Annotated in this window: 18 protein-coding genes, 1 tRNA gene and 3 other RNA genes; 17 read left to right on the top strand and 5 right to left on the bottom strand. The window is 51.1% G+C overall.

Annotated features, from left to right (window positions below; translation table 11 throughout):
• Positions 1 to 408: 408 nt before the first annotated feature.
• Entirely contained in the window at positions 409 to 1,125 is a 717-nt protein-coding gene (locus RAC65_RS14465) for a DUF3053 domain-containing protein (protein WP_006121399.1), read from the bottom strand.
• Positions 1,126 to 2,109: 984 nt separating this feature from the next.
• On the opposite strand from RAC65_RS14465, the gene RAC65_RS14460 reads away from it, so the two are divergent.
• Positions 2,110 to 2,403 (top strand): HTH-type transcriptional regulator, encoded by a 294-nt coding sequence (locus tag RAC65_RS14460; protein ID WP_006121400.1) that lies wholly within the window; start codon positions 2,110 to 2,112, stop codon positions 2,401 to 2,403.
• 101 nt (positions 2,404 to 2,504) lie between these two features.
• Here RAC65_RS14460 and tnaB read toward each other — a convergent pair whose 3' ends face one another.
• From tnaB to RAC65_RS14440, 4 genes are all read right to left on the bottom strand, one after another.
• Entirely contained in the window at positions 2,505 to 3,752 is a 1,248-nt protein-coding gene (gene tnaB / locus RAC65_RS14455) for a low affinity tryptophan permease TnaB (protein WP_375096823.1), read from the bottom strand.
• Between the two features lie 113 nt (positions 3,753 to 3,865).
• A complete protein-coding gene (gene tnaA / locus RAC65_RS14450) occupies positions 3,866 to 5,281 on the bottom strand; it encodes a tryptophanase (protein ID WP_375096822.1) in 1,416 nt (471 codons plus the stop codon).
• Between the two features lie 259 nt (positions 5,282 to 5,540).
• Entirely contained in the window at positions 5,541 to 5,618 is a 78-nt protein-coding gene (gene tnaC, locus RAC65_RS14445; protein ID WP_071988795.1) for a tryptophanase leader peptide, read from the bottom strand.
• Between the two features lie 365 nt (positions 5,619 to 5,983).
• Positions 5,984 to 6,577, bottom strand: coding sequence for an HD domain-containing protein (locus RAC65_RS14440; RefSeq protein WP_375093965.1), 594 nt, complete (start codon positions 6,575 to 6,577; stop codon positions 5,984 to 5,986).
• Between the two features lie 62 nt (positions 6,578 to 6,639).
• Between RAC65_RS14440 and RAC65_RS14435 the strand changes: the two genes are divergently transcribed.
• From RAC65_RS14435 to bcsB, 16 genes are all read left to right on the top strand, one after another.
• On the top strand, positions 6,640 to 7,104 hold the full coding sequence (locus RAC65_RS14435; protein ID WP_172913520.1) for a MarR family winged helix-turn-helix transcriptional regulator: 465 nt from the start codon (positions 6,640 to 6,642) through the stop codon (positions 7,102 to 7,104).
• 94 nt (positions 7,105 to 7,198) lie between these two features.
• Positions 7,199 to 7,627, top strand: coding sequence for an organic hydroperoxide resistance protein (locus RAC65_RS14430; protein WP_006121405.1), 429 nt, complete (start codon positions 7,199 to 7,201; stop codon positions 7,625 to 7,627).
• 254 nt (positions 7,628 to 7,881) lie between these two features.
• The gene (eptB, locus tag RAC65_RS14425) at positions 7,882 to 9,573 is read left to right on the top strand and encodes a kdo(2)-lipid A phosphoethanolamine 7''-transferase (protein WP_375096821.1); all 1,692 of its coding nucleotides are present in this window, start codon (positions 7,882 to 7,884) and stop codon (positions 9,571 to 9,573) included.
• A gap of 125 nt (positions 9,574 to 9,698) precedes the next feature.
• Positions 9,699 to 9,775, top strand: a tRNA-Pro gene (locus RAC65_RS14420).
• A gap of 33 nt (positions 9,776 to 9,808) precedes the next feature.
• A non-coding RNA gene (locus RAC65_RS14415) (RtT sRNA) lies at positions 9,809 to 9,936 on the top strand.
• Positions 9,937 to 9,969: 33 nt separating this feature from the next.
• Positions 9,970 to 10,097: non-coding RNA, RtT sRNA (locus RAC65_RS14410), on the top strand.
• Positions 10,098 to 10,130: 33 nt separating this feature from the next.
• Positions 10,131 to 10,258: non-coding RNA, RtT sRNA (locus RAC65_RS14405), on the top strand.
• Between the two features lie 898 nt (positions 10,259 to 11,156).
• Entirely contained in the window at positions 11,157 to 12,767 is a 1,611-nt protein-coding gene (gene dppA / locus RAC65_RS14400; RefSeq protein WP_006121407.1) for a dipeptide ABC transporter periplasmic-binding protein DppA, read from the top strand.
• Between the two features lie 205 nt (positions 12,768 to 12,972).
• Positions 12,973 to 13,992 carry a dipeptide ABC transporter permease DppB gene (gene dppB / locus RAC65_RS14395; RefSeq protein WP_033737316.1) on the top strand — a complete coding sequence of 340 codons (1,020 nt, stop codon included), beginning with the start codon at positions 12,973 to 12,975 and terminating at the stop codon, positions 13,990 to 13,992.
• 9 nt (positions 13,993 to 14,001) lie between these two features.
• On the top strand, positions 14,002 to 14,904 hold the full coding sequence (gene dppC / locus RAC65_RS14390) for a dipeptide ABC transporter permease DppC (RefSeq protein ID WP_006121409.1): 903 nt from the start codon (positions 14,002 to 14,004) through the stop codon (positions 14,902 to 14,904).
• 12 nt (positions 14,905 to 14,916) lie between these two features.
• Positions 14,917 to 15,903: a dipeptide ABC transporter ATP-binding protein gene (gene dppD / locus RAC65_RS14385; protein WP_006121410.1), complete on the top strand. Its 987-nt coding sequence runs from the start codon at positions 14,917 to 14,919 to the stop codon at positions 15,901 to 15,903.
• Positions 15,893 to 16,915 (top strand): dipeptide ABC transporter ATP-binding subunit DppF, encoded by a 1,023-nt coding sequence (dppF, locus tag RAC65_RS14380; protein ID WP_033737317.1) that lies wholly within the window; start codon positions 15,893 to 15,895, stop codon positions 16,913 to 16,915. Before dppD ends, dppF begins: the two co-directional genes overlap by 11 nt.
• A 592-nt stretch (positions 16,916 to 17,507) precedes the next feature.
• Positions 17,508 to 18,086, top strand: a complete 579-nt coding sequence (bcsO, locus tag RAC65_RS14375) for a cellulose biosynthesis protein BcsO (RefSeq protein ID WP_006121412.1) — start codon at positions 17,508 to 17,510, stop codon at positions 18,084 to 18,086.
• Positions 18,077 to 18,880, top strand: coding sequence for a cellulose biosynthesis protein BcsQ (bcsQ, locus tag RAC65_RS14370; RefSeq protein ID WP_033737319.1), 804 nt, complete (start codon positions 18,077 to 18,079; stop codon positions 18,878 to 18,880). The genes bcsO and bcsQ overlap by 10 nt, the downstream gene beginning before the upstream one ends.
• Before the next feature lie 53 nt (positions 18,881 to 18,933).
• Complete coding sequence (gene bcsA, locus RAC65_RS14365) at positions 18,934 to 21,042, top strand: UDP-forming cellulose synthase catalytic subunit (protein WP_006121414.1); 2,109 nt, start codon at positions 18,934 to 18,936, stop codon at positions 21,040 to 21,042.
• Positions 21,039 to 24,011, top strand: a complete 2,973-nt coding sequence (gene bcsB / locus RAC65_RS14360; protein WP_375096820.1) for a cellulose biosynthesis cyclic di-GMP-binding regulatory protein BcsB — start codon at positions 21,039 to 21,041, stop codon at positions 24,009 to 24,011. The genes bcsA and bcsB overlap by 4 nt, the downstream gene beginning before the upstream one ends.
• The last annotated feature ends 3 nt before the right edge of the window (positions 24,012 to 24,014 follow it).

Below are 24,014 nucleotides of genomic sequence, written 5' to 3'. Positions count from 1 at the left end.
ACAGGAGCGCGCGTTTGTTTTTGTTTAGCCACTACGGCGATGCGCCGTCAGTATTACTGTATGCAGGCGGACTTTATCACGCGAATATTGGCCTGCGTAGTGGGTGACCTCATGAGTGATGCAGGTCACATTTATGACGGGGTGACAGGGGTGCTTTAAGTGATTTAGATCACAAAATAAGGGTCATACGGGAAAGTTATGACTAATCTTTGACCGTTTCTTTTTACTTTAAGTGATATTTATCACACTTTTATCATGCTGCTTTGTTTATAAAATGTGATTAAAGTCACAACTTAATTTAATAAAAAACGGGCCAGATCACATTTTGATCTGGCCCGTTTTTATGAAGCGCAAGCGCGTGGTGAAGTGATTATGAGGTGGACAGTCGCTAATCTGTCCGTGTGAAATTTATTGTCCCGTGCCCTGAACGGCATTCTTGGCCTGAGTCAGTGCCTGGACATTCGCTGATAAACTGGTCATCAGGCTGTTGTACTGGGTAGCCTGTTCCTGAGTAGGGAACTGGACTCCGCCATTATTAAAACTGACGCGTGTCCCCTGTGCCTGAAGAAATTCACCAGTTTTAACCGCATCCTGACTAAGCGCCTGGAGTTTAGGTAACAATGGGATCAACTGAGCGGCAGGCTGAGTGACGACCTTGTCATAGGCGGTATCGAAAACCTTTTTCAGATCGTCAGACTGTTTCAGACCGGCTTTGCTCTTATCCGCCTGCATTTTGGCGCTTTCGAGTTGTTGGGTGGCGACGGTCAGGGCGCTGGTGGCCTGAGCCAGAGAATCCCGGCGACTCAGGTAGTCCTGCGGCACGCGAATAGCAGAAAGCTCATCCACGACCGGGCGCATGCCCTGATCGACCGTCTTATTCACCTGTTGTGAGAAACCATACAAAATCGCGTAATCCCCAGCAAAGGGACCAAAACTCTGTTTCTGGTTTTCACTCAGACTCGGCAGATGTTCACCGCTACGCATAACGGTATTTTGCATGAAATCGATAAACGCTTTGCGTTGTTCGCCTTCTTTATCACCACACGCGGTGAGTTGCAGAACGATAAGCACGCCAGCCAGCATAATGCCGCTGCGTGCCAGGACGCGGGAAATTCCTGAAGCCATGGGTTCAACTCCTGTCAGTAAAACTGGCTGATGTCCGGGTAAGCAGTGGCCTAAAGAATAGAACAAACGTTAATGGCCACACAATGTGAAAGCGCGCTGTCAGGCCATTATGGGTAAGAAAAAAGAGGTTAAACGTAAAATCAGGGCCTCATCCGTTTACAAAGCCTGTTAAAGAGCAGTGAAAAAGCTTTTTTCCATACCCGATAAGGGGCGGCTCGTGCTGTAAAGGCAGTAAGAATAAACCCGGATCGGGGCCTGTTCAGACGCCCTTTGTTAAGCCTGCCCGGACCGCGCTCACTGCCTGAGCATCCCGTACCGGGTGCAGGCTGTATTAACAACTATCCTCTAAATGCCCTTTCATTGTTCAGTTGCCTTAAAGTAGTGCAACCCGTTGCTCTGGCTCGCTATGGGAAGGGCCTGTCCAGATGACAGAGCAGGATTAATCGTACTGGTGATTGCCTGATGACCGTTATGTCTTTGGGCGCTGGCGGCACGACAGCCACGGCATCGCCAGTGCGTAGCTTGATAAATTGCTGGTACTGACCGTTTTGTTGTAGAAAATCGAAAGATCTGGCGCATATTTTGCAAATTCTTTTGTTGTAAGCGCGTGCGGGGTTCTGACGATTTATTCACCGAAGAGGGTGAAGAAAAAAAGATCGGAACGCGAAGTGGATGCCGTATCAACAAAATCAATTGCATCAAACGGTTAGGGTTTTTAGCCTTTTTTCAGAATTGTAAAGTTAAAAAAAATGTTTAATTTGCACTGCAAATTGTCAGGTCTCTATCCATACTTAGTCTCCCGGCATATGTTGCATTGCGTTGTCATGTTTAAGCAGCGGTGCAGTACAGGCTGTGTCCCATAAGATTTTCATCATAAATACAAACTCTTATGGGATGCAGCTTGCTTAGTCCGGTTTCTGAACCTGATTTCAGGTTCGTGTACCTTCTTTCACGTGATTCATAGTGAGTTTTAAGGAGTTCTCTATGGAGTTAAAAGATCCTATGTTTGAATTGCTCAGCAGCCTTGAGCAGATTGTTTTGACACGTGATAACAGCCCTGTTGCGCTGCAAACTCAGCGTCAACCTGCAATGCCAGAGCCGCAACGTCTGCGCGAAATGGCGGGAATGCAGGTCGATGAGTTTGCAAAAATCATGGGTGTTAGCGTTTCTTCGGTTAAAAGTTGGGAAGCACAGCGTACGCGCCCTTCAGCAACGGCACAGAAATTGATGAAATTACTTCACGCCAATCCGTATCTTGGACGTCAGCTGCTTGATTAAGTTTTAAAACCCACCCGTTTACAGGTGAGGCCGGTCACAAGGGTGGCCGGCTGTTTAGCCTCCAGCACACAACGCCATCCGTATTTCCTGCCAGTGTCTTATCAGGCAAGCTTCGGTAACACGTCCAGTACGTTACCTACCCAGCAGACAATCACAACGACACCAAAAATGATGACCATGGCGGGAATGATTCTGCCACCCCACACGGTAAAAATTTGGTCGGGAAAGCGTCTCCGGGACTGCATTGCCAGTAGGGCAGGCACGATGACGGCCCACACTGTTGCGCATAAGCCTGCGCCGCCAATGCCATAGAGAAAGCCATTTGGAAAGATCAGGTACAAAAGGCTGGGGGGAAGAAAGGTGAGCAGCACCGTTTTGCCTCGCCCAACGGCGGTATTTTCTATGTTAAACAAGTCCGCCAGATAATCGAATAACCCCAACGTGACGCCAAAAAAAGAGCTGGCAACGGCAAGATTAGAAAAAACCAGCAGGAAAAAGGCAATAACTCTGTCGGGATGGGTGCCCATAAACGACTTCACCAGGGCGTCAACATTGCCCCCCGACGCAATAATGCCTTTAAAACTTTCGCGCGGGATATTGCCCATAGTGCAATACAACCAGAAAAGATAGACAAACAGCGCCAGTAAGGAGCCCATAACCAGGCTTTTCACCAGCTTGTCTTTCTGCTTGCCATAACAAATTATCAGGCTGGGAATATTGCCATGAAAACCAAATGAAGCAAGGCAGACAGGGATAGCCATAAAGATACAGGCGAAGTAAGAATGCGTGTCACTGAGGCTGCTGGCATCGCTGAGAATGGCATAGTCAACCTCAAAAAATAATGAACCGAAAACAATGATAAAGGCGAGGATTTTAACGCCGAGAAAGAGGGATGTAATCCGGCTTGTTGCCAGTGAGCTTATCCACAGCACGCCAGCAACACCTGCCGCGGTGCCGATGCCAACGACGCGGGCAGGCAAAGTCAGGCCCGTGTGAGCGGACAGCGTTTCGCTGATAATCGCACCATTGGCTGAGATATAGGCGTACGTCAGAATATACAGCACAAACGCAACGGTAATGCCGCTAACTACATTCCATTTTTGACCCAGTAGATCTTTGGTTAATGTATTAAAGCTTGAGCCTGGTGGGTAATTTAAATTGGCCTCCAGCAATAACAGACCGGAATGCAGCATGGAAAACCAGGCGATCACCAGGATAAAAGTGCCCCAGAAAAACCAGGCGCCGGCCAGATCGACGGGCAGTGCAAACATGCCGCCACCGATGACCGTGCCGGCAATAACCATCACGCCCCAAAAGGCGGAATGTTTTTGATGTGGATGATCGTCCATGGTGTCCTCTCAATACGGTATCTCATGTTTATCATTTTTATTGTTGTGAGGTTAACAGAGCGATGCGGCAGAGCGGCTGTCGCTGACAGCCGCTCACTTTACAGGTATGACGGTTAAATCTCTTTAAGTTTTGCAGTGAAGTGGCGCAATACCTCAGGCTCATAGATGAAGGTTAAGCCTTTTATGTTGGCCGCATTCTCTTTCACATGCCCGAATGCTTCAATGATGAAATCCATGTGCGTTTGCTTGTAGGTGGCCCTGGGAAGGGTCAGACGCAGCAATTCAGCCGGGCAGGGCAACTGTTTACCCGTTTTCGGATCGCGACCTAACAAAAATGATCCAATCTCTACCGCCCGAATGCCTGCCACCTTATACAGCTCACAGGCCAGGGCCTGAGCCGGAAACTGATCGGCGGGAATATGAGGCAATAATTTACCGGCGTCGACAAAAGCAGCATGCCCTCCAGCCTGCTGACAGATCACGCCTATGGATTCCAGCCCGTCTACCAGGTACTGAATCTGGCTGATGCGATAGGCCAGCCAGTCCTGACGCATCCCGTCGTAAAGCCCTACTGACAGCCGTTCCATCGCACCGCCTTCTAAGCCGCCATAGGTGGGAAAACCTTCCTGCACGACGCACAGTGTTCGGCAATCTGTATAGACGTCAAAGAAGCGGTCGTCCTTGAAGGAGAGCAAACCGCCCATTGGCACCATGGCATCTTTTTTGGCCGACATCGCCAGCATGTCGGCATATTGATAGCTTTCCCGGGTAATCGCGTCGATTGTCCAGCCCTGGTACTCTTTTTCACGTTGCTGGATAAAGTAGGCATTTTCAGCGAAACGGGCTGAATCCATGACCACAAGAATGTCATATTGCTTTGCGATTTGGTACATGGCTTTTAAGTTGGCCAGGGAGACAGGTTGTCCTCCAGCCGAGTTGCAGGTGATCGTCGCCACAATGTAAGGCACGTGACGGGCACCCACTTCCTTTATACCGTCTTCCAGACGTTGCAGGTCGAAATTGCCTTTAAAATCATGACGTAATGCGGTATCGAAAGCCTCTTTGATATAAACGTTTCGGACAGTGCAGCCGTTAATCTGGCTATGTCCTTGCGTGGTGTCGAAGAAGTAGTTAGAAAAAGCCACCATTTTGGTTCTGTCGAGGCCTTTTTCCTTTTCACGTTTTTTAATTAATACCGGGATATAAATTTGCTCTGCACCCCGGCCCTGATGAGTCGGAATGGTATATTCATACCCAAAGATGGCTTTCACGGCATCGGCTAATGCATAGTAACTGCGGCTTCCACTGTATGATTCGTCGCCCCGCATCATGGCTGCCTGCATGTTTTGTGTCACTGCGCCGGTGCCGCTGTCCGTGAGGAGATCAATAAAAACGTCTTCACTGTCCAGTAAAAAAGGATTCATACCCGCTTTTATTATCGCCGCCTCGCGATATTCGCGGCTCGTCCGTTTAACGGGTTCAATAACACGAATGCGAAAAGGTTCCGGTAAATGTTTAAAGTTATTCATTGCTCTTCCTTTTATTCAGGCATGCCGGTGCCGTGACTTTTGCAAATAAATAAAAATCAGGCGTGGCCATTCTTTTAAATTTAAATGTCCATGAATTTCGCTGAGACGGCAGGGTACGTAGCCTGTAAAAAGAGCGAGAAAAGCGATACAACAGGACGACACTATTTGTGCAGTCTTAATGAAATCAGGATGCGCGTGCGTGCACCCGCGACACCGGAGGTATAAGCCAGCGAGTGCTCAGAACGGTAAAAGGAAAGGATTAAGGGCGATGATTGACGATAATATTGTCAAGGTTAAACCATTTAGATAACAGGGCAGGATTGTTTAAGATAATCATAATGTTTCAACTCTCATTAAACATCATATTACCCTATTCTATTATCTTTATAAGTCCATCGTTTTTGTAGGCTATCGTGATTATTATCACAGTAATAAAAGTGTGCTCGTTAAAGGTAGATTATTACTGATTTAACCTGGATTTGGATCTCTTTCAAAAGCCTATTGCTGGCCCTGTCGTCGTTATTATTACACCGTTACGTTTCCACGGCGTCTGCCATCAGGAAAAAACAGCGGCGTACTCGCAGCACAGGGATTCGGACGACAGGCCCGGTGACGCATTTCGGGAACCGGAACAGCCAGCGCTGCGTCCAGATTCGACTATGGCTGGCGTTTACCTGCTGTGAGAAAGATACTCAGTCAGCGTCAACGTAACCCGCCGTACCGCGCTGCCTGCTTTATAAACCAGTTCTCGGGCACGCTGTACGGTGCCTGACTTAGCTGTGCAATGCCCTTTTCAATATTTGTCGAGGCCTGATGCCAGAGTACTTCACTGCCTTCTTTGAGCAGGCCAATCTGAATTTTCTTTTCAATCAGGTAAACGCGGGCGAAGTGCGGATCGAAGCGGACGATGGCCCGTGTGTTATCAATAATATCGGCCAGCTTAATAGTTTGCGCTTCAGGACTGGCCTGGGCAGTATGACGGAAATGCGCCATTTTTCTGGCTGCCCGATTTTTTGCCTGCGCGGGGGCGGTATCGGTCAGCATTTCAACCAGTCGGGCCACTTCCGGGCCGAAATGATTTTCAATATCGTTGAGTGTCGTCGCCGTATCTTCTACAGTATCGTGCAGCCAGGCAGCGGCCAGCATAACCGGGTCATCGGTTACGCTTCTGACCAACTCCACCACGGCTGTCGGATGAACAATATAGGGCTCATCGGTATATTTACGCCGCTGTCCTGATTCAGCATGGACCTGCGTGGCATAGCGTCGTGCCTGTTCTTCCAAAGAATCCTGCATGCACTACCCCCGGCTGTCATAAATTGCTTGCAATTAACTAGTGTGCTATCTATATTACTTCCATGAACAGTTATCAAGATGACAAAAAAGTGAAAGCAGCGCCACTGTTGCTCGATCAGCAACTTTGCTTCGCACTTTATTCCGCCAATCTGGCGATGCATAAAGTCTATCGCAAGTTACTTAGCCAGATGGATATTACCTATCCGCAATATCTGGTCATGCTGGTGCTGTGGCAACAGGATTCACTCACGGTGTCAGAAATAGGCGAACGGCTTTTTCTGGATTCAGCGACGCTGACGCCGCTGTTGAAACGTCTGGAAAATGCGGGCTTAATCAACCGTCAGCGTTCCCGTCAGGATGAACGTCAGGTGGTGGTCAGCTTAACGGATGCCGGGTGGGCTTTGCGTCAGAAGGCTGAAAGTATTCCTGATGACATTCAGTGTGCGTCAGACTGTAGCGAGGACGAGATGTATGCGCTTAAGCTACAGCTCAACCAGTTACGTGACAAACTGATGGCTCCGCGCTAAATTTTCTAATGAGTACAGGCAGTAAATTAACCTTCACTGTTCGACTACGTTGTGATGAGTAGCGAGCGATTAAATAGTGCAATGGAGAAAAGCGATGTCTTTAGAACAAGTGGTTTACCGTGCAAAAGCTAAAGCTACCGGTGGTCGTGATGGCCGCGCAACGTCTTCTGACGGCGTGCTGGATGTCAAACTGGGTGTGCCAAAAGAGATGGGCGGCGCAGGTGGCGAAGTCACTAACCCAGAGCAGCTTTTTGCAGCGGGATACTCAGCTTGCTTCCTGGGTGCGATGAAATTTGTTGCTGGCCGCGACAAGATTGCGATGCCAAAAGATGCATGGATTGAAGGTGAAGTCGGAATTGGTCCAATCCCAAATGGTTTTGGTATCGAAGCGACGCTGAATATCCACTTGCCTGACATGGATGAAGCAGAAGCACAGAAGCTGGTTGACGCCGCGCACATCGTGTGTCCTTACTCAAATGCCACACGTAACAATATTGACGTAACACTGAACATTATTCGCTAAGCGATCAAGGGCCTGGTTCCGGGCCCTTCCTTACTTTCTCTTCTGGCCCACTTCCCGGATCGTGCTGAACAGGATTATTTTCTGGTTTATAGCGTGGCCGCGTGCTTAACTGTGCCGCTTTATATCAGGGCATGTCAAAACGCTCAGAATTCTCTTCTTATTTAACCGGCTTGCTTAATTCGCGAACTCTGCAGAAATATGGCAGTCAGATTAACGTTTGGTTAAGCGCTTAGTCCGGGGAAACTCCATTTTTCATGAATTATATAAAATCATTAACACAGCAAAAGCTGTCGCTCTTGCTGGCTTTGTATCTCGGTATACTGCTGAATTTGCCGATTTTTTATCGCCGCTTTGCGGGACTGTTGACAACCTCAACCGTGACAGCCTGGCTCACCGCGCTTACAGAGGTTGTGGCTATCGTACTGTTAACGTTTTTCCTGATGCGGCTGTTATCGCTGGGTGGAAGAGTGTTTTACCGTATTCTGGCCACGTTGATCGTGCTGATTTCTGTCGCCGCCGCCTATTACATGGCCTTTTTTAATGTGGTTATCGGCTATGGCATTGTTGCATCCGTGATGACAACCGATACCGATCTGTCTAAAGAGGTCGTGGGCTATCACTTCATTTTGTGGATGGTCCTGGCCAGTGCGCTGCCGTTGTTCTTCATCTGGCGTAACAGTCTTAGCATGACGCTCAATGAGCAACTGCGCACACCAGGACAGCGTCTTAAGCCCACGCTTATCCTGCTGGCTTGCGTCGCCCTCGTCTGGCTGCCCATCCGCTACCTTGATAAGTTGCAAAAAAACAATGAGGAAGTGACCAATATCGATCTGCCCAGTTATGGCGGCGTAGTTGCGCACTCCTATTTACCCTCTAACTGGCTGGCCGCGCTGGGCCTGTTTACCTGGACGAAAGTCGACGAAACGCTGGAAAACCATGAACTGCTGGATCCTGCCCAAAAGTTTACCTATGTTGCGCCGCCGGGCTTAGATGATACTTACGTTGTATTTGTTATCGGCGAAACCACGCGCTGGGACCATATGGGATTGCTGGGCTACGAGCGTAATACCACGCCGAAGCTTTCTCAGGAGAAGAATCTGGTCGCATTCCGCGGTGAATCCTGTGATACCGCGACCAAGCTGTCTTTACGTTGTATGTTTGTACGTGAAGGCGGCACCATGGATAATCCTGGCCGGACGTTAAAAGAGCAAAATGTTTTCGCGGTAATGAAAGAGCTAGGCTTCACCTCAGAGCTGTTTGCGATGCAGAGTGAAGTCTGGTTCTACGATAACATCAACGCTAATAACTTCTCTTTCCGTGAGCAGATCGGTTCAGAACCACGCAATCAGGGCAAGTCAGTGGATGATATGCTGCTTGTACCTGAGCTGCAGGCATCATTGCAGCGTTATCCAAAAGGTAAGCATCTGGTTGTGTTACATACCAAAGGTTCCCATTACCTCTATTCGCAACGGTATCCGCGCAGTTTTGCGCGTTACCAGCCTGAATGCATGGGCGTGGATGAAACCTGTAGCAAAGCGCAGTTGATTAATGCCTATGATAATTCGGTACTCTACGTCGACAGCATGCTGGACAGCGTATTGGATCAGCTGCGTGATAAGAAAGTGATTGTTTTCTATGCCTCTGATCATGGTGAATCGATTAGCGACAATATGCATTTGCACGGCACGCCGCGTGAGATGGCACCACCAGAGCAGTTCCGCGTGCCGATGATGGTCTGGGCATCGGACAAATACCTGGCGGACTCTACGAATCGCGAAAACTTTGAACGACTGCAGGCGCAACAGCGTACGGGCAAAACCCATCGTCATGTTGAGCTGTTTGATACGATTCTGGGCTGCCTGGGTTATACCTCGCCCGATGGTGGAATTAAGCAGGCGAACAACTGGTGTCAGGCACCAGCCAGAACGGCGACTAAAACGCTGTAATCACACAGGGATTTTGGATTGATAACGCCGAGAAGCCGCTGACCGCCTGCTTTCCAGGCGATTGGCCTTAAAAGCGCAAAAAGCGGTTGACGCTTATCAGGGGGAGCAGTAACATGCGCCCCCATCGGCGAGTAGCGCAGCTTGGTAGCGCAACTGGTTTGGGACCAGTGGGTCGGAGGTTCGAATCCTCTCTCGCCGACCATATTTAAGAAACCTGTCTGCAAAGACAGGTTTTTTTTCGCCTGAATAAAAGAGGATGAGAACCTCCGGAGGCGGTTTGCGCCGGGCGAAGCGAGACAACGTTGCGAACGCAACGGCCCGAAGGGGGCTTACGCAGTAAGCCTAATCCTCTCTCGCCGACCCTGTTTAAGAAACCTGTCTGCAAAGACAGGTTTTTTTTCGCCTGAATAAAAGAGGATGGGAACCTCAGGAGGCGGTTTGCGCCGGGCGAAGCGAGACAACGTTGCGAACGCAACGGCCCGAAGGGGGCTTACGCAGTAAGCCTAATCCTCTCTCGCCGACCCTGTTTAAGAAACCTGTCTGCAAAGACAGGTTTTTTTTCGCCTGAATAAAAGAGGATGAGAACCTCCGGAGGCGGTTTGCGCCGGGCGAAGCGAGACAACGTTGCGAACGCAACGGCCTGAAGGGGGCTTACGCAGTAAGCCTAATCCTCTCTCGCCGACCCTGTTTAAGCAACCTGTCTGCAAAGACAGGTTTTTTTCGCCTGAATAAAAGCGGGGGAGAACCGCCGAAGGCAGCTTGCGCCGTGCACGCGCAGGGTTTCGTTAATAAAGGGGGCCATCTTTACTCTTTCTGTTTATTTTTTAACCCAATGATAAAACAGCTTTTTTGCTGCGGCCTGACATAGTCATCGTCACCTGTGTTTATGACGGGGCTTATAACGTGTTGTGAAAATTACGTCATCACAGCAAGCCTTTATGGGTTTGTTATTAGAAAATCTCATGTCAGTAATTTTGTGAAAAACCAATAACACATCCTTGCAGCGCAATTTCATGACAGACCGCTATTTTGCCGTCTCAATGCGATGCAGGCCTTGTTGTCTGAGGGATGCTGGCAGGCGAAATATAAGTTTTGGTTATACTGTAAAAAAGCAAAATGTTAAATTTTTGCGGGAAAATATCAGCATTTTCCGCTGTATGAACGTCATAACGCACAGGGAATCGTTCAGATATCCAACATTTGGCGCTAAATGATGTACGATTTTATTTAGTGGTAATGACTGCTTAACGATGACTGTGGTAGCAGAATGCGTGGAAATAAAGCCACGCCACTGTGCAATATAGGGCGTTAGCGCGCGCAGGGTTTTTTTTATCGTTGCTTGCTATTCCTCACACTCTGTGTAAATAACTAACCGTTGTATTGACGTTCTTTGCAACTGTTGACAAATTGATGCGTCAATAACGGTGCAGATACAGATTTTTCTGATGGGTACTTATCAATCAGCATTATCAAAACAAAAATATCTCACTCTTATCACCCGATCAGGGTGGACCGCCTGAACCGCATAAAAAAACCAGAGGTCGGGCAATGCACACAACAACACATCACAATGGAGCAAAAGCATGATCAACTCCCTGGCCAAATCCAGGATGCTGAAGGTCGGTCTGAGCCTCGTCGCCATGACCGTAGCCGCAGGTGTTCAGGCGAAAACCCTGGTTTATTGTTCTGAAGGTTCTCCGGAAGGGTTTAACCCGCAACTCTTTACGTCGGGTACGACGTACGATGCCAGCTCTGTTCCAATCTATAACCGTCTGGTTGAATTCAAAACGGGTACGACCGAACTGGTACCCGGACTGGCTGAAAAGTGGGACGTCAGCGCTGATGGCAAAACGTATACCTTCCATTTACGCAACGGCGTGAAATGGCAAACGACTAAAGATTTCAAACCTACGCGTGAATTTAACGCGGATGACGTCGTGTTTTCTTTTGAGCGTCAGTTAGACAAAAACAACAAGTACCACAACGTCTCTGGCGGCAGCTACGAGTACTTTGAAGGTATGGATATGCCAAAGCTGATCAGCAAAATCGAAAAAGTAGACGATCATACCGTTCGCTTTGTGCTGACGCGTCCTGAAGCGCCTTTCCTGGCTGATCTGGGCATGGATTTCGCCTCCATCATGTCCAAAGAATACGCTGACAACATGCTGAAAGCCGGCACGCCTGAAAAAATTGACCTGAATCCAGTGGGCACCGGGCCGTTTGTGCTTCAGCAGTACCAGAAAGACTCACGTATCCTGTACAAAGCCAACCCGGATTACTGGGGAACCAAGCCAAAAATCGATCGTCTGGTTTTCTCGATTACCCCCGATGCGTCAGTACGTTACGCCAAGCTGCAGAAAGGCGAATGTCAGATCATGCCGTATCCGAATCCGGCTGATATCGCCAGCATGAAGAAAGACAGCAAAATTAACCTGATGGAGCAGCCAGGTCTGAACGTCGGTTACCTGTCATTCAATACCGAGAAAAAACCGCTGGATAACGTGAAAGTGCGTCAGGCACTGACCATGGCGGTAAACAAGAAAGCCATCATTGATGCGGTTTATCAGGGCGCCGGCCAGCCAGCGAAAAACCTGATTCCACCGACAATGTGGAGCTATAACAACGATGTTAAAGACTATGCCTACGATCCAGAGAAAGCCAAAGCGTTGCTGAAAGAAGCCGGTATGCCGGATGGTTTCTCTATCGATCTGTGGGCAATGCCGGTTCAGCGTCCTTATAACCCGAACGCGCGCCGTATGGCAGAGATGATTCAGGCTGACTGGGCGAAAATTGGCGTGAAAGCCAAGATTGTCACCTATGAATGGGGCGAGTACCTGAAACGTGCCAAAGCGGGTGAGCACCAGACGGTCATGATGGGCTGGACTGGCGATAATGGGGATCCCGATAACTTCTTCGCAACGCTGTTCAGCTGTGCGGCGGCGAAAGACGGCTCTAACTATTCGCGCTGGTGCTACAAGCCGTTTGAAGATTTGATTCAGCCAGCACGTGCGGAATCCGATCACAACAAACGTATTGAGTACTACAAGCAGGCTCAGGTTGTAATGCATGACCAGGCGCCTGCGCTGATCATCGCTCACTCAACCGTTTATGAGCCTGTAAGCAAGAAAGTTACTGGTTATGTCGTTGATCCATTAGGTAAACATCACTTCGATACCGTCGATATTCAGGAATAACCTTTCGGATTACTGCAGTCAGGGCCGGTTTTACCGGCCCTCAGGCGACCGTGTCAGGTCGCCTGTTATCTGCTCTTTTTTTTCCGGCTAATTACTTTTACAAAAAGAAGCGCTTCCTGCGTCGCGTTCTGCTGTCGCGGGATGCGGTTAATGAGCAATGTTATCTCTGGCCAGGGCCAGAGGAAAACGACTGAGAATTACGCCTATGCTGCAGTTCATACTCCGGCGTCTGGGGCTTGTCATCCCAACGTTCATCGGTATTACATTATTGACCTTCGCGTTTGTGCATATGATCCCGGGCGATCCGGTGCTGATCATGGCAGGTGAACGCGGTATCTCCCCTGAGCGCCATGCTGAGTTAATGGCGATGATGGGGCTCGATCAGCCGCTGTGGAAACAGTATCTGCACTATATCAACGGTGTGCTGCACGGTGATTTAGGTATTTCACTGAAGAGCCGCATTCCTGTATGGACTGAATTCGTCCCGCGCTTTAAAGCCACCCTGGAACTGGGGATCTGCGCCATGATGTTTGCCGTCGCCGTGGGGATTCCGGTTGGCGTTCTGGCCGCAGTAAAACGTGGTTCTGTATTCGATCACACCGCGGTCGGGATTTCCCTGACCGGCTACTCGATGCCGATTTTCTGGTGGGGCATCATGTTGATTATGCTGGTGTCGGTCCAGCTCAATCTCACACCGGTTTCAGGTCGCGTGGCAGATACGGTGTTTCTGGACGACAGCCATCCGTTGACCGGTTTTATGCTGATTGACACGTTCATCTGGGGCGAGCCTGGCGACTTCAAAGATGCCGTCATGCATATGATTCTGCCCGCGATTGTGCTGGGCACCATTCCGCTGGCCGTCATCGTGCGCATGACGCGCTCTTCTATGCTGGAAGTGCTGGGTGAAGACTATATCCGCACCGCCCGGGCGAAAGGCCTGACGCGTATGCGCGTCATCGTCGTTCACGCTCTGCGTAATGCGATGTTGCCGGTTGTGACGGTCATCGGTTTGCAGGTGGGCACCTTGCTGGCTGGGGCCATCCTGACCGAAACCATCTTCTCCTGGCCGGGTTTGGGGCGCTGGCTGATCGAAGCGCTGCAACGCCGTGATTATCCGGTCGTGCAGGGCGGTGTGCTGCTGACGGCTATCCTGATTATCCTGGTCAACCTGTTGGTTGATCTGCTGTATGGCGTGGTGAACCCGCGCATACGTCATAAGAAATAAGGGGGCATCATGTCTGTCGTTGATCCCGCGAGTGTGAATGTCGCACCTAAGCCGATGACCCCGATTCAGGAGTTCTGGCACTACTTTAAACGTAACAAAGGCGCGGTTATCGGGCTGGTTTACATCATTCTGATGCTGTTGATTGCCATTTTTGCCGAGGTGCTGGCACCGCACGGCCCGGCGGAGCAGTTCCGTGATGCCCTGCTGCATCCACCTGTGTGGCAGGAGGGAGGAAGCTGGAGCTATATCCTGGGCACCGACGATGTGGGGCGCGATATCCTCTCGCGTTTGATGTACGGCGCGCGCCTCTCCTTGCTGGTGGGCTGCATGGTCGTTGTGTTGTCGCTGATTTTTGGCGTGATTTTCGGCCTGCTGGCGGGCTATATCGGTGGAGCGGTTGATGCCACGATTATGCGTCTGGTCGACATTATGCTGGCGCTGCCTAGCCTGCTGTTAGCCCTTGTTCTGGTCGCCATTTTTGGTCCGTCGATCGTCAATGCTTCTATTGCTCTGACCTTTGTCGCGCTGCCGCACTATATCCGTCTGACACGCGCGGCGGTACTGGTTGAGGTCAATCGTGACTATGTGACGGCCTCAGGTGTCGCCGGTGCCGGTATGCTGCGTCAGATGTTTGTGAACATTCTGCCTAACTGCCTGGCCCCGTTAATTGTTCAGGCCTCGTTAGGGTTTTCCAACGCCATTCTTGATATGGCGGCGTTGGGCTTTCTCGGTATGGGTGCGCAACCGCCTACGCCGGAGTGGGGCACTATGCTCTCCGACGTATTGCAGTACGCGCAAAGTGCCTGGTGGGTGGTGACGTTCCCCGGATTAGTCATTCTGCTGACCGTGCTGGCATTTAACCTGATGGGCGATGGTTTGCGTGATGCACTCGACCCGAAACTCAAGCAGTAAAGAGGCACCGAGATGGCGTTATTAAATGTAGATAAGTTATCGGTGCATTTCGGCGACGATAAGGCACCGTTCCGCGCAGTAGACCGCATCAGTTATCAGGTTGAACAGGGCCAGGTGGTGGGCATTGTCGGTGAGTCGGGTTCGGGTAAATCCGTCAGTTCTCTGGCTATCATGGGGTTGATCGATTTCCCCGGTAAGGTGATGGCGGAAAAACTCGAATTCAACCAACGCGATCTAAAGCGTATCTCTGAAAAAGAACGCCGTCAGCTGGTGGGCGCCGAAGTGGCCATGATTTTTCAGGATCCGATGACCAGCCTGAACCCCTGCTATACCGTGGGTTACCAAATCATGGAAGCCATTAAGGTCCATCAGGGCGGTAATAAAAGTACCCGCCGCCAGCGGGCGATTGATCTACTGAATCAGGTGGGGATTCCCGATCCGGCCTCGCGGCTGGATGTGTATCCGCATCAACTGTCTGGTGGGATGAGCCAGCGCGTGATGATCGCGATGGCGATCGCCTGTCGTCCAAAGCTGCTGATTGCCGATGAACCGACGACCGCGCTGGACGTAACGATTCAGGCGCAGATCATTGAACTGCTGCTGGACCTGCAAAAGCAGGAAAACATGGCGCTGATCCTGATCACACACGACCTGGCACTGGTGGCAGAAGCGGCCCACCATATCATTGTGATGTATGCCGGCCAGGTAGTAGAGAGCGGCAAAGCGTCCGATATCTTTAAAGCCCCCCGTCATCCTTACACGCAGGCGTTATTGCGTGCGCTGCCAGAATTCGCGGCCGATAAAGCACGCCTGGCCTCATTGCCGGGGGTGGTGCCAGGCAAATACGATCGTCCAATGGGCTGTCTGCTGAATCCACGCTGCCCTTATGCTAACGATCGCTGCCGTAAAGAAGAACCTGAACTGCGGACGATTCCGGGACGTCAGTCCAAATGTCACTATCCGCTGGACGATGCCGGGAGACCAACCTATGAGTCCTGAGAAAACGAAGCACGACTATCTGCTGCAGGCTATTGACCTGAAAAAACACTATCCGGTGAAAAAAGGCTTATTTGGTCAGGAGCGGCTGGTCAAAGCGCTGGATGGTGTCTCTTTTAACCTGGAGCGCGGAAAAACACTGGCCGTGGTGGGGGAGTCAGGCTGCGGCAAATCCACGTTAGGTCGTTTACTGACTATGATTGAAACGCCGACGGAAGGGCAGCTTTACTGGCATGGTCAGGATTTATTAAAACACGATCCGCAGGCGCAAAAGCTGCGTCGACAGAAAATTCAGATCGTGTTTCAAAATCCCTATGGTTCGCTAAACCCGCGTAAAAAAGTCAGCCAGATTCTGGAAGAGCCGCTGATCATTAACACTTCGCTCACTAAAGCCGAGCGGCGTGAAAAAACGCTGGAAATGATGGCCAAAGTCGGTCTGAAAACCGAGCACTATGACCGTTATCCCCATATGTTTTCCGGAGGACAACGTCAGCGTATTGCGATTGCGCGTGGCCTGATGCTCGATCCGGATGTCTTAATCGCAGATGAACCGGTTTCGGCGTTGGACGTGTCAGTGCGTGCGCAGGTGCTTAACCTGATGATGGATCTGCAGCAAGACATGGGGCTGTCTTATGTCTTCATCTCTCACGATCTGTCGGTGGTTGAACACATTGCAGATGACGTGATGGTGATGTACCTGGGACGCTGCGTTGAAAAGGGCAGTAAAGAGGCGATTTTTGCTCATCCCCGCCATCCTTACACCCAGGCGCTTCTGTCGGCCACGCCACGTCTGAATCCTGACGATCGTCGTGAACGTATCAAGCTGACCGGTGAACTCCCCAGCCCGCTCAATCCGCCTCCGGGTTGCGCGTTCAATGCGCGCTGCCGTCGCCGTTTTGGCACCTGTGTTCAGTTGCAGCCGAAACTGAAACAGTACGGTGAGCAGCAGATAGCCTGCTTTGCGGTTGATCAGGATGAAAACCAACTGATTGCGTCAGGTGATGTGACGCGCTAGAGATGTCCTGTCATGCGGAATCCTTGTAGGTAAACGACAGGTGATTCCGCTTGACTGTAGAAGCCCGCAACGCTGTCGTTACCTTCCTGGCGTCACTCATCGCCAAAAGCACCGCTGGTTAGTGGCACGTTCTTCCTCTGCCCGTTCGCGGCATTCATAAATCCTGGGATGTGACGTGCCGCCGGATTTGAAGAATACAGGTTTTGTTGGCCACGCATTCGCGTAGTAATACTTTACCAACCATAATTCAATATTCTCACAACCCTTAAGCACCAATGTCAGAATGCTGTAAAAACGACAGTACACGAGACAGCTTTTTTTTGCTTTCCAATACAAGGAGTTGTGTTAGCCATGCTCCCCGGGTTAGTAGATACTTAGATCTTAATCATTGAGGCTGATATTTTACTTAAGGCTGTCTCAATAATTTTACGAAATATATGTGAGTTAGTGCTCATTTTTTGCTAAACACAACTAATTAGCATTAATCTTTCTTATTTAATCTGTTGGTTTTGTAATCAGAATTATCTCACTGTGTTCAAATTATTATGATATATTCCTGGAAAAATTCTCCCTATGTTTTAGGTTGTGGTGTATGAAGAATTACGACGACTTACAGCGTTTTAAGGAAAAGACAAAAACGCTCGATATCGCCTTTCAGGATATGTCAGGCCAATCGCAGGAAGCGGCGGAGAAAAGTAAATGGTCTCTCATTCGTCAACTGGCGAGTGACGATCAGCAAATGCCGTTTAGTGGTGGCCAGCGTATTGATTTACCCCAGCCACAACCGATTCAGGGTGATGAGTTTAGTCTGGACATGGGTTCAGCGTTAACTCAGAGCGCGCAGGTGTCGACGCCTGCATCTGCCTCTTCCCGTTCCCTCATAAACAGCCTGTCAGCCAGCGAGCCGCTTCCTGACGTGACTGAGCCTGCTTCACACGCTTCCTCTTCCCTGTTCCCGACATCCTCAGCAACGCCTCAGGCCGGGGTCGCTGTACAGAAGACGCATGCGCCGGTAACGGCACCTGACACTGCCCCCTCAATCCCGGCACGTCCTGAAGCAGAGAACGGTCGCTTCAGCGATCTGTTCCGTGCGCGTAACAGCGCGTCAGAGAATTTACCTAAAGAAACGTTATTAAAACCGTTACTGGAGAAGATTGCCTTATGCCGTTAGTTTGTGTGTGCTCGCCCAAAGGTGGGGTGGGAAAAACTACGTTGGCAGCCAATCTGGCCTGGAGTCTGGCCCGATCGGGTAGCAAGGTATTGGCAATTGATTTTGATGTACAGAATGCATTGCGTCTTCATTTCGGCGTTCCCCTGAATGACGGACGGGGTTTCGTTGCTCGCTCAGAAGAGCAGGCTGACTGGAGCCAGTCTATTTTGACGACCGGAGGGAACATTTTTGTTCTGCCTTACGGCAATGTTACCGAAGCCCAGCGTGAGCGGTTCGAAGAGAATCTGACTAAAGACCCGCATTTTCTCAAGCGAGGCCTTGATACGTTACTGAACTATCCCGGCCTGGTGATGGTAGCGGACTTTCCTCCCGGACCCGGACCTGCGCTTAAAGCCATCAGGGCGTTAGCCGATATGCATTTGGTCGTTATGTTGGCGGATACCGCCTCCGTGTCACTGTTACCCCATATTGAAGAAAACCGCCTGATTGGGCAGCCGCTGAACAGCCGGCACGGTCACTATTTTGTCCTCAACCAGTGCGACAATCGCCGGAATATCAATCGCGATGTGACCGCTTTTCTTCAGCAACGGCTGGGCGATACGCTCCTGGGGCAGATTCATCGTGATGAAAGTGTGGGTGAGGCCAACGCCTCGCAGCAATCCGTTTATGATTTCAGCCCTGCCTCTGCTGCTGCCTTTGATATCGAACTGATCACCAAGCGTGTCGCCAGTATTCTGAATATCACGGTGGGGAATGGCGAAGTTCAGGCGCAAATTAACACCGGTAACTACTAAATGTAATGACCTGCTCCGGCAGGTTAAAAAAAACAGCTCTTTCAGGGTGGGTCATGGGTAAACTTGGGTTTTACCTGCTGCTGCTGGTGCTTGCACCTGTTGCTGCGGTGATTATTATCACGCCGATGGATAGTCAAAAACAGTATATTTTTGGCTTGATTAGCATTGGTATGGTGTTTTTATTGGGGTTCAGTAAAAGCCGTAAAATAACGGTAGTGATGGTTATTCTTTCTGCCCTGATGTCATCCCGCTATATATGGTGGCGGACGACGGAAACACTGTATTTTAATTCTGAAATCGAAGCGATTCTTGGCATTGGCTTATATATTGCGGAACTGTATGTCTGGCTGATCCTTATACTCGGCTTCCTGCAAACCACATGGCCATTAAAGCGAACGATTGAACCCCTGCCGGAGGACACCAGCCTGTGGCCAACGGTTGATGTCTATATCCCCACGTATAATGAAAGTCTTGATGTCGTACGTGACACTGTTCTGGCCGCACAGTGCATTGACTATCCGCGTGACAAGATAAAGGTTTACCTGCTTGACGATGGAAAACGCCGGGAGTTTGCTGTATTCGCGGCCGACGTGGGTGTGGGCTACATCACGCGCGACGATAACAGCCATGCCAAAGCCGGTAATCTTAATCACGCAATGAAGATCACAAAAGGTGAACTGATTTGCGTGTTTGACTGCGACCACGTAGCGACCCGCACATTTTTACAGGCAACGGTGGGCCCGTTCCTGAAAGATCCTAAGCTGGCGCTGTTACAGACGCCGCACTATTTTTATTCGCCCGATCCGTTTGAACGCAATCTGCGCGCAGCGCGCAGTATTCCTAATGAGGGTGCGCTGTTCTATGGTCCGGTGCAGCAGGGTAATGACAACTGGAACGCGACTTTCTTCTGCGGTTCCTGTGCCGTCATTCGTCGTTCTGCGCTGGAAGAGATTGGCGGTTTCGCCGTCGAAACGGTGACCGAAGATGCCCATACGGCGTTGAAAATGCAGCGTCGTGGGTGGGGATCGGCCTTTCTGGCCATTCCTCTGGCTGCAGGTCTGGCGACTGAACGTCTGGGCCTGCACGTAATACAACGTACCCGCTGGGCCCGCGGAATGACGCAGATTTTCCGCGTCGATAACCCACTTTTGGGTCGTGGCTTAAAGTGGCAACAGCGGCTTTGCTATCTCAATGCCATGCTGCATTTCCAGTTTGGTCTGCCGCGCGTCATCTTCCTGACCGCGCCGCTGGCTTATCTGTTGTTCAATCTGAATATTATCCATTCGTCAGCATCGCTTATTTTTGCTTATGTCCTGCCTCATCTGGTGCTGTCGTTGTCGGTAAACTCGCGTATGAATGGCCGTTTCCGCTACACCTTCTGGGGGGAAATTTATGAAACCGTCATGTGTTTCCACCTGGTGATTCCGACGATTTTGACATTGCTGTCACCTAAGCATGGCAAATTTAACGTAACGGACAAAGGCGGCGTACTGGATCAGGGCTTCTTCGATTTCCATATTGTTCGCCCGCACGTCATCGTTGCGCTATTGCTCAGCATTGGCATCGTAGCGGGTATCGTGCGTGCGACGATGCATGACTATTTTGGTGTCGATCCTTACGTGATTGCCCTTAACGTAGGCTGGGCGATCTTCAGCTTAATTATTTTAATGGCCGCGATTGCGGTCGCGCGTGAAACCAAGCAGGTACGAAAAACGATTCGTATCGAGGTGCAAATTCCGGCCATTATTCATTACGCCAGCGGTATTTCCTCGCGCACTATGACCAGCGATCTCTCAATGGGAGGCGCGCATCTGGACGCACCGGATAACCGTCATGAGCATGACACGATTGAAGAGATCGATCTGTTGCTGAAATCCGGCACGATTACTATCCCGGCAAGCAAAATTTCCGGCGATGAAGAGAGCATTCGTCTCAGCTTTGGCGCAATGCCGCTGTCGCGTCGTCGCGAACTGGTGCGTGTGGTACTGGCGCGAGCGGATGCATGGATTCAGCCTGAATATAAGCAAGATAATCCCCTTACTTCTTTGGGTACCATTATTCGTACTGTTTTCGAACTGTTCTGGCTGACCTGGTTAGATCGCCGTGAGAAACGTAAAGGCGGAGCGCAAAACGTGGCGGTGAAAGAGGACAGTGCAGTATGAGAATGTTGATACAGTCGATGCTTGCAGGGTCGCTTTCGGCTGCATTGTGGGCTCTGCCGGCGTCGGCAGAGGCGCCCGTTGCCGGTAATAACGCCAGCCTTACTGCGGTAAATAACGGCCAGACCACGGACAGCAATGCGGTGTTAAACAACAGCGCGGCACCGGAAAGTGGCGCGGTGCCGAATAACAGCGCAGTAATCAACAACAGCCCTGCGACAGGTAGCAGTGCTGCCCCGATCATGAGGACTGCAGCGGATGGTAATACCACCCTCAACAACAGCGCCGCACCTGGCAGCAACACAGTAATCAACAACAGCCCTGCGACAGGTAGTAGTGCTGCCCCGATCATGAGGACTGCAACGGATGGTAATACCATCCTCAACAACAGCGCCGCACCTGGCAGCAACGCAGTGATCAACAACAGCCCTGTGCCAGATAGCAGTGCTGCCCCGATCATGAGGACTGCACCGGATAGCAATACCACACCAAACAACAGCCCAGCGCCAGACAGCAATGCCGGGCTGAATAACAGCGCAGCCCCAGCAGCCAGCACCGGGGCAGAGAACCCTGCGGTATCAACCTCAACTCATGAGGCGGCTTCCGGATCGGCGATGCCGAATGGCGGGACAGCCGCTGCGCCGTCTGCCAGCAGCCCTGCTACCGTCACCCATGACAGCAGCGCGCTGTCGAGCGTACCGCCACCGGCGGGGCTTGATAACGCAGAACCGGCCCTGGAAGCGGCGGCGGGTGCAACCCCTTATGCACCGGGTCAGGCTACGGCGACCGCGATGGCCAGCAGCATGCTCAATCAGCCCGTCAGCAGCACGCTGAGCGTGGCGCAAATGGGGCAGCGACAGGGGATTACGCTGACCGGTGGTCAACTGCAATCGGGTATCCTGTTTACGTTGCCAGGCGATGAGGTAGTGACCAACGCACGCCTTAACCTGTCGCTGCGCGTTTCCCAGGCGCTGGCGGCACGTAATACCTCTCTGCAGTTAATGTTAAACGGCCAACCGCTCGGTACGCTGCCGTTAGGTTCGGGCGACAGTGATGAAAGCGATTACCAGCTGGACATTCCGGCGGCCATGATCGTGTCCAACAACAACCTGAGTTTTAAAATTAACGACGCCGATAAGCTGTTGTGCGAAAAAGACAGTGCGGAACAGTATCAGGTGACTATTCTGCCCAAAACGATGTTGAGCCTTGAAGGCCAGCAGTTAAATATTGGTACCAGCCTGCGTAACTTCCCGCGGCCATTTATTGACCCGCAACGTATGACCGCAGCGGATGTCACGTTCGCCTTTACCAACAGCGTCTCACCCGACACGGTCACTGCGGCAGTGCTGGTGGCATCCTGGTTGGGCATTCAAAGTGATTACCGCGGCATCAGCTTCCCGGTCGTCCGCGGTACGCTGCCGGAAAAAAACGGCATCTTGTTTGGTCATCCCGGTGACAAGATTGGCACACTGACCTTTCCTGCCGGTTCAGGGCCCACCCTGCAAATGGTCGATAATCCAGGCAATCCGGTATATAAGCTGCTGCTGGTGAGCGGCGCAGACGAAAATCAGTTGCGCCAGGCCGCGAATCGTCTGACAACCCAGCCCCTGACTACCGATGGCAGCATGTTACAGGTTAAGCCGCAATCCATTGCCAGTCGCAGTCCTTACGATGCGCCTCGCTGGATCAATACGCTCCATCCTGTCCGTCTGGGTCAGCTGTTGCGCAAAGATCAAAGCCTTACCGCGACCGGTATCTGGCACGATGCGATGCGGGTTAATTTCCGCGCAGCACCCGATCTGTTTTTGTGGGATGGGGATACGGTTCCGCTCCATTTGCATTACCGCTTTCCGTCAGAGACCTGGATTGATGAGAAAAACTCACTGCTCAATGTCACCCTGAACGGAACCTTCCTGCGTAATCTGACCGTCAATAAAGAGGGGCTTCTGGAAAACGTCTGGCACCGCCTGGGTGGCGATGCGCGTCAGGAGCATTACCAGATTAACCTCGATCCCTATCTGATTTATGGCGATAACCAGCTGGCGCTCTATTTTAATATTAAGCCCAAGGCGGATGCGCCCTGCGGCGTGTTACTCAACAACAATATTAAGAGCCGAATTGAAGAGGACTCCTGGATCGATCTGAGTCACACGCGGCACTTTAGCATGTTGCCTAACCTGTCCTATTTTGTGGGCGCTTCGTTTCCGTTTTCCCGTCTGGCGGACTTTTCACAAACCACACTACTGCTGCCCGGGCAGCCCAGCGATGCGGAAATTTCCACGCTGTTAAATCTGTCCGCTCGCGCGGGAAATGCGACGGGTGTTGTCCTGGCACAGAATCAGGTGTTGTTTGGTCTGCCAAACGGCGGCAATAACCTGGCACGGGTTCAGCAAACGGATTTACTGGCCGTGAGCACGACCGGAAACAGCGCATTCAATCAGGCAATGCTCGAAAACTCGCCTTATGACGCTAACGGCAGCGCGCTGGGTGTGAAAGAACCGACCACGCTTGAAAAACTGCGTAGCTGGCTGATGGGTGACTGGTATCGTCAACCACTGGATGCCGATCGCTATTTCTCTTCGAATGAGTCCTGGCGTGGTTTTCTGAGTTACCGCTCGACATGGAACCCGGATCGTCTGGTCGTGATGGCGGTTGCTACCAGTGACGACCAGTTGCTGAGATTACATGGTGACCTCAGCTCTGCCCGCATTAATGCGGCGGTAAGAGGCGATACTGCCATTATTACCGATGAGAATGGCATCCGAAGCTTCCGGGTTGGGCCGCAGTTTCCCAGTGGGGAAATGCCGTGGTACATGATGGTGGTATGGTATGCCAACCAGCACTCGGTATTAATGGCGCTGGCTGCACTGCTGTTTTCCGCCGTGGTGGGCAGTGCCGCGTGGGCCATGTTGAAACGACATGCCTCGCGTCGACTGCAGGCAAATGATAATCGCGATGCCGGTAAGAAGTAAGGG

The organism is Pantoea sp. BS_8 (assembly GCF_041954965.1).
Taxonomy (GTDB): Bacteria; Pseudomonadota; Gammaproteobacteria; order Enterobacterales; family Enterobacteriaceae; genus Pantoea; species Pantoea stewartii.
This window is presented reverse-complemented; position numbering and strand designations above follow the sequence as displayed.

What these genes read in the sequence shown, in the direction of transcription:
- RAC65_RS14465 (WP_006121399.1), bottom strand. Translation starts at nt 1,125, where the DNA reads ATGGCTTCAGGAATTTCCCGCGTCCTGGCACGCAGCGGCATTATGCTG.
- RAC65_RS14460 (WP_006121400.1), top strand. Translation starts at nt 2,110, where the DNA reads ATGGAGTTAAAAGATCCTATGTTTGAATTGCTCAGCAGCCTTGAGCAG.
- tnaB (WP_375096823.1), bottom strand. Translation starts at nt 3,752, where the DNA reads ATGGACGATCATCCACATCAAAAACATTCCGCCTTTTGGGGCGTGATG.
- tnaA (WP_375096822.1), bottom strand. Translation starts at nt 5,281, where the DNA reads ATGAATAACTTTAAACATTTACCGGAACCTTTTCGCATTCGTGTTATT.
- tnaC (WP_071988795.1), bottom strand. Translation starts at nt 5,618, where the DNA reads ATGATTATCTTAAACAATCCTGCCCTGTTATCTAAATGGTTTAACCTT.
- RAC65_RS14440 (WP_375093965.1), bottom strand. Translation starts at nt 6,577, where the DNA reads ATGCAGGATTCTTTGGAAGAACAGGCACGACGCTATGCCACGCAGGTC.
- RAC65_RS14435 (WP_172913520.1), top strand. Translation starts at nt 6,640, where the DNA reads ATGAACAGTTATCAAGATGACAAAAAAGTGAAAGCAGCGCCACTGTTG.
- RAC65_RS14430 (WP_006121405.1), top strand. Translation starts at nt 7,199, where the DNA reads ATGTCTTTAGAACAAGTGGTTTACCGTGCAAAAGCTAAAGCTACCGGT.
- eptB (WP_375096821.1), top strand. Translation starts at nt 7,882, where the DNA reads ATGAATTATATAAAATCATTAACACAGCAAAAGCTGTCGCTCTTGCTG.
- dppA (WP_006121407.1), top strand. Translation starts at nt 11,157, where the DNA reads ATGATCAACTCCCTGGCCAAATCCAGGATGCTGAAGGTCGGTCTGAGC.
- dppB (WP_033737316.1), top strand. Translation starts at nt 12,973, where the DNA reads ATGCTGCAGTTCATACTCCGGCGTCTGGGGCTTGTCATCCCAACGTTC.
- dppC (WP_006121409.1), top strand. Translation starts at nt 14,002, where the DNA reads ATGTCTGTCGTTGATCCCGCGAGTGTGAATGTCGCACCTAAGCCGATG.
- dppD (WP_006121410.1), top strand. Translation starts at nt 14,917, where the DNA reads ATGGCGTTATTAAATGTAGATAAGTTATCGGTGCATTTCGGCGACGAT.
- dppF (WP_033737317.1), top strand. Translation starts at nt 15,893, where the DNA reads ATGAGTCCTGAGAAAACGAAGCACGACTATCTGCTGCAGGCTATTGAC.
- bcsO (WP_006121412.1), top strand. Translation starts at nt 17,508, where the DNA reads ATGAAGAATTACGACGACTTACAGCGTTTTAAGGAAAAGACAAAAACG.
- bcsQ (WP_033737319.1), top strand. Translation starts at nt 18,077, where the DNA reads ATGCCGTTAGTTTGTGTGTGCTCGCCCAAAGGTGGGGTGGGAAAAACT.
- bcsA (WP_006121414.1), top strand. Translation starts at nt 18,934, where the DNA reads ATGGGTAAACTTGGGTTTTACCTGCTGCTGCTGGTGCTTGCACCTGTT.
- bcsB (WP_375096820.1), top strand. Translation starts at nt 21,039, where the DNA reads ATGAGAATGTTGATACAGTCGATGCTTGCAGGGTCGCTTTCGGCTGCA.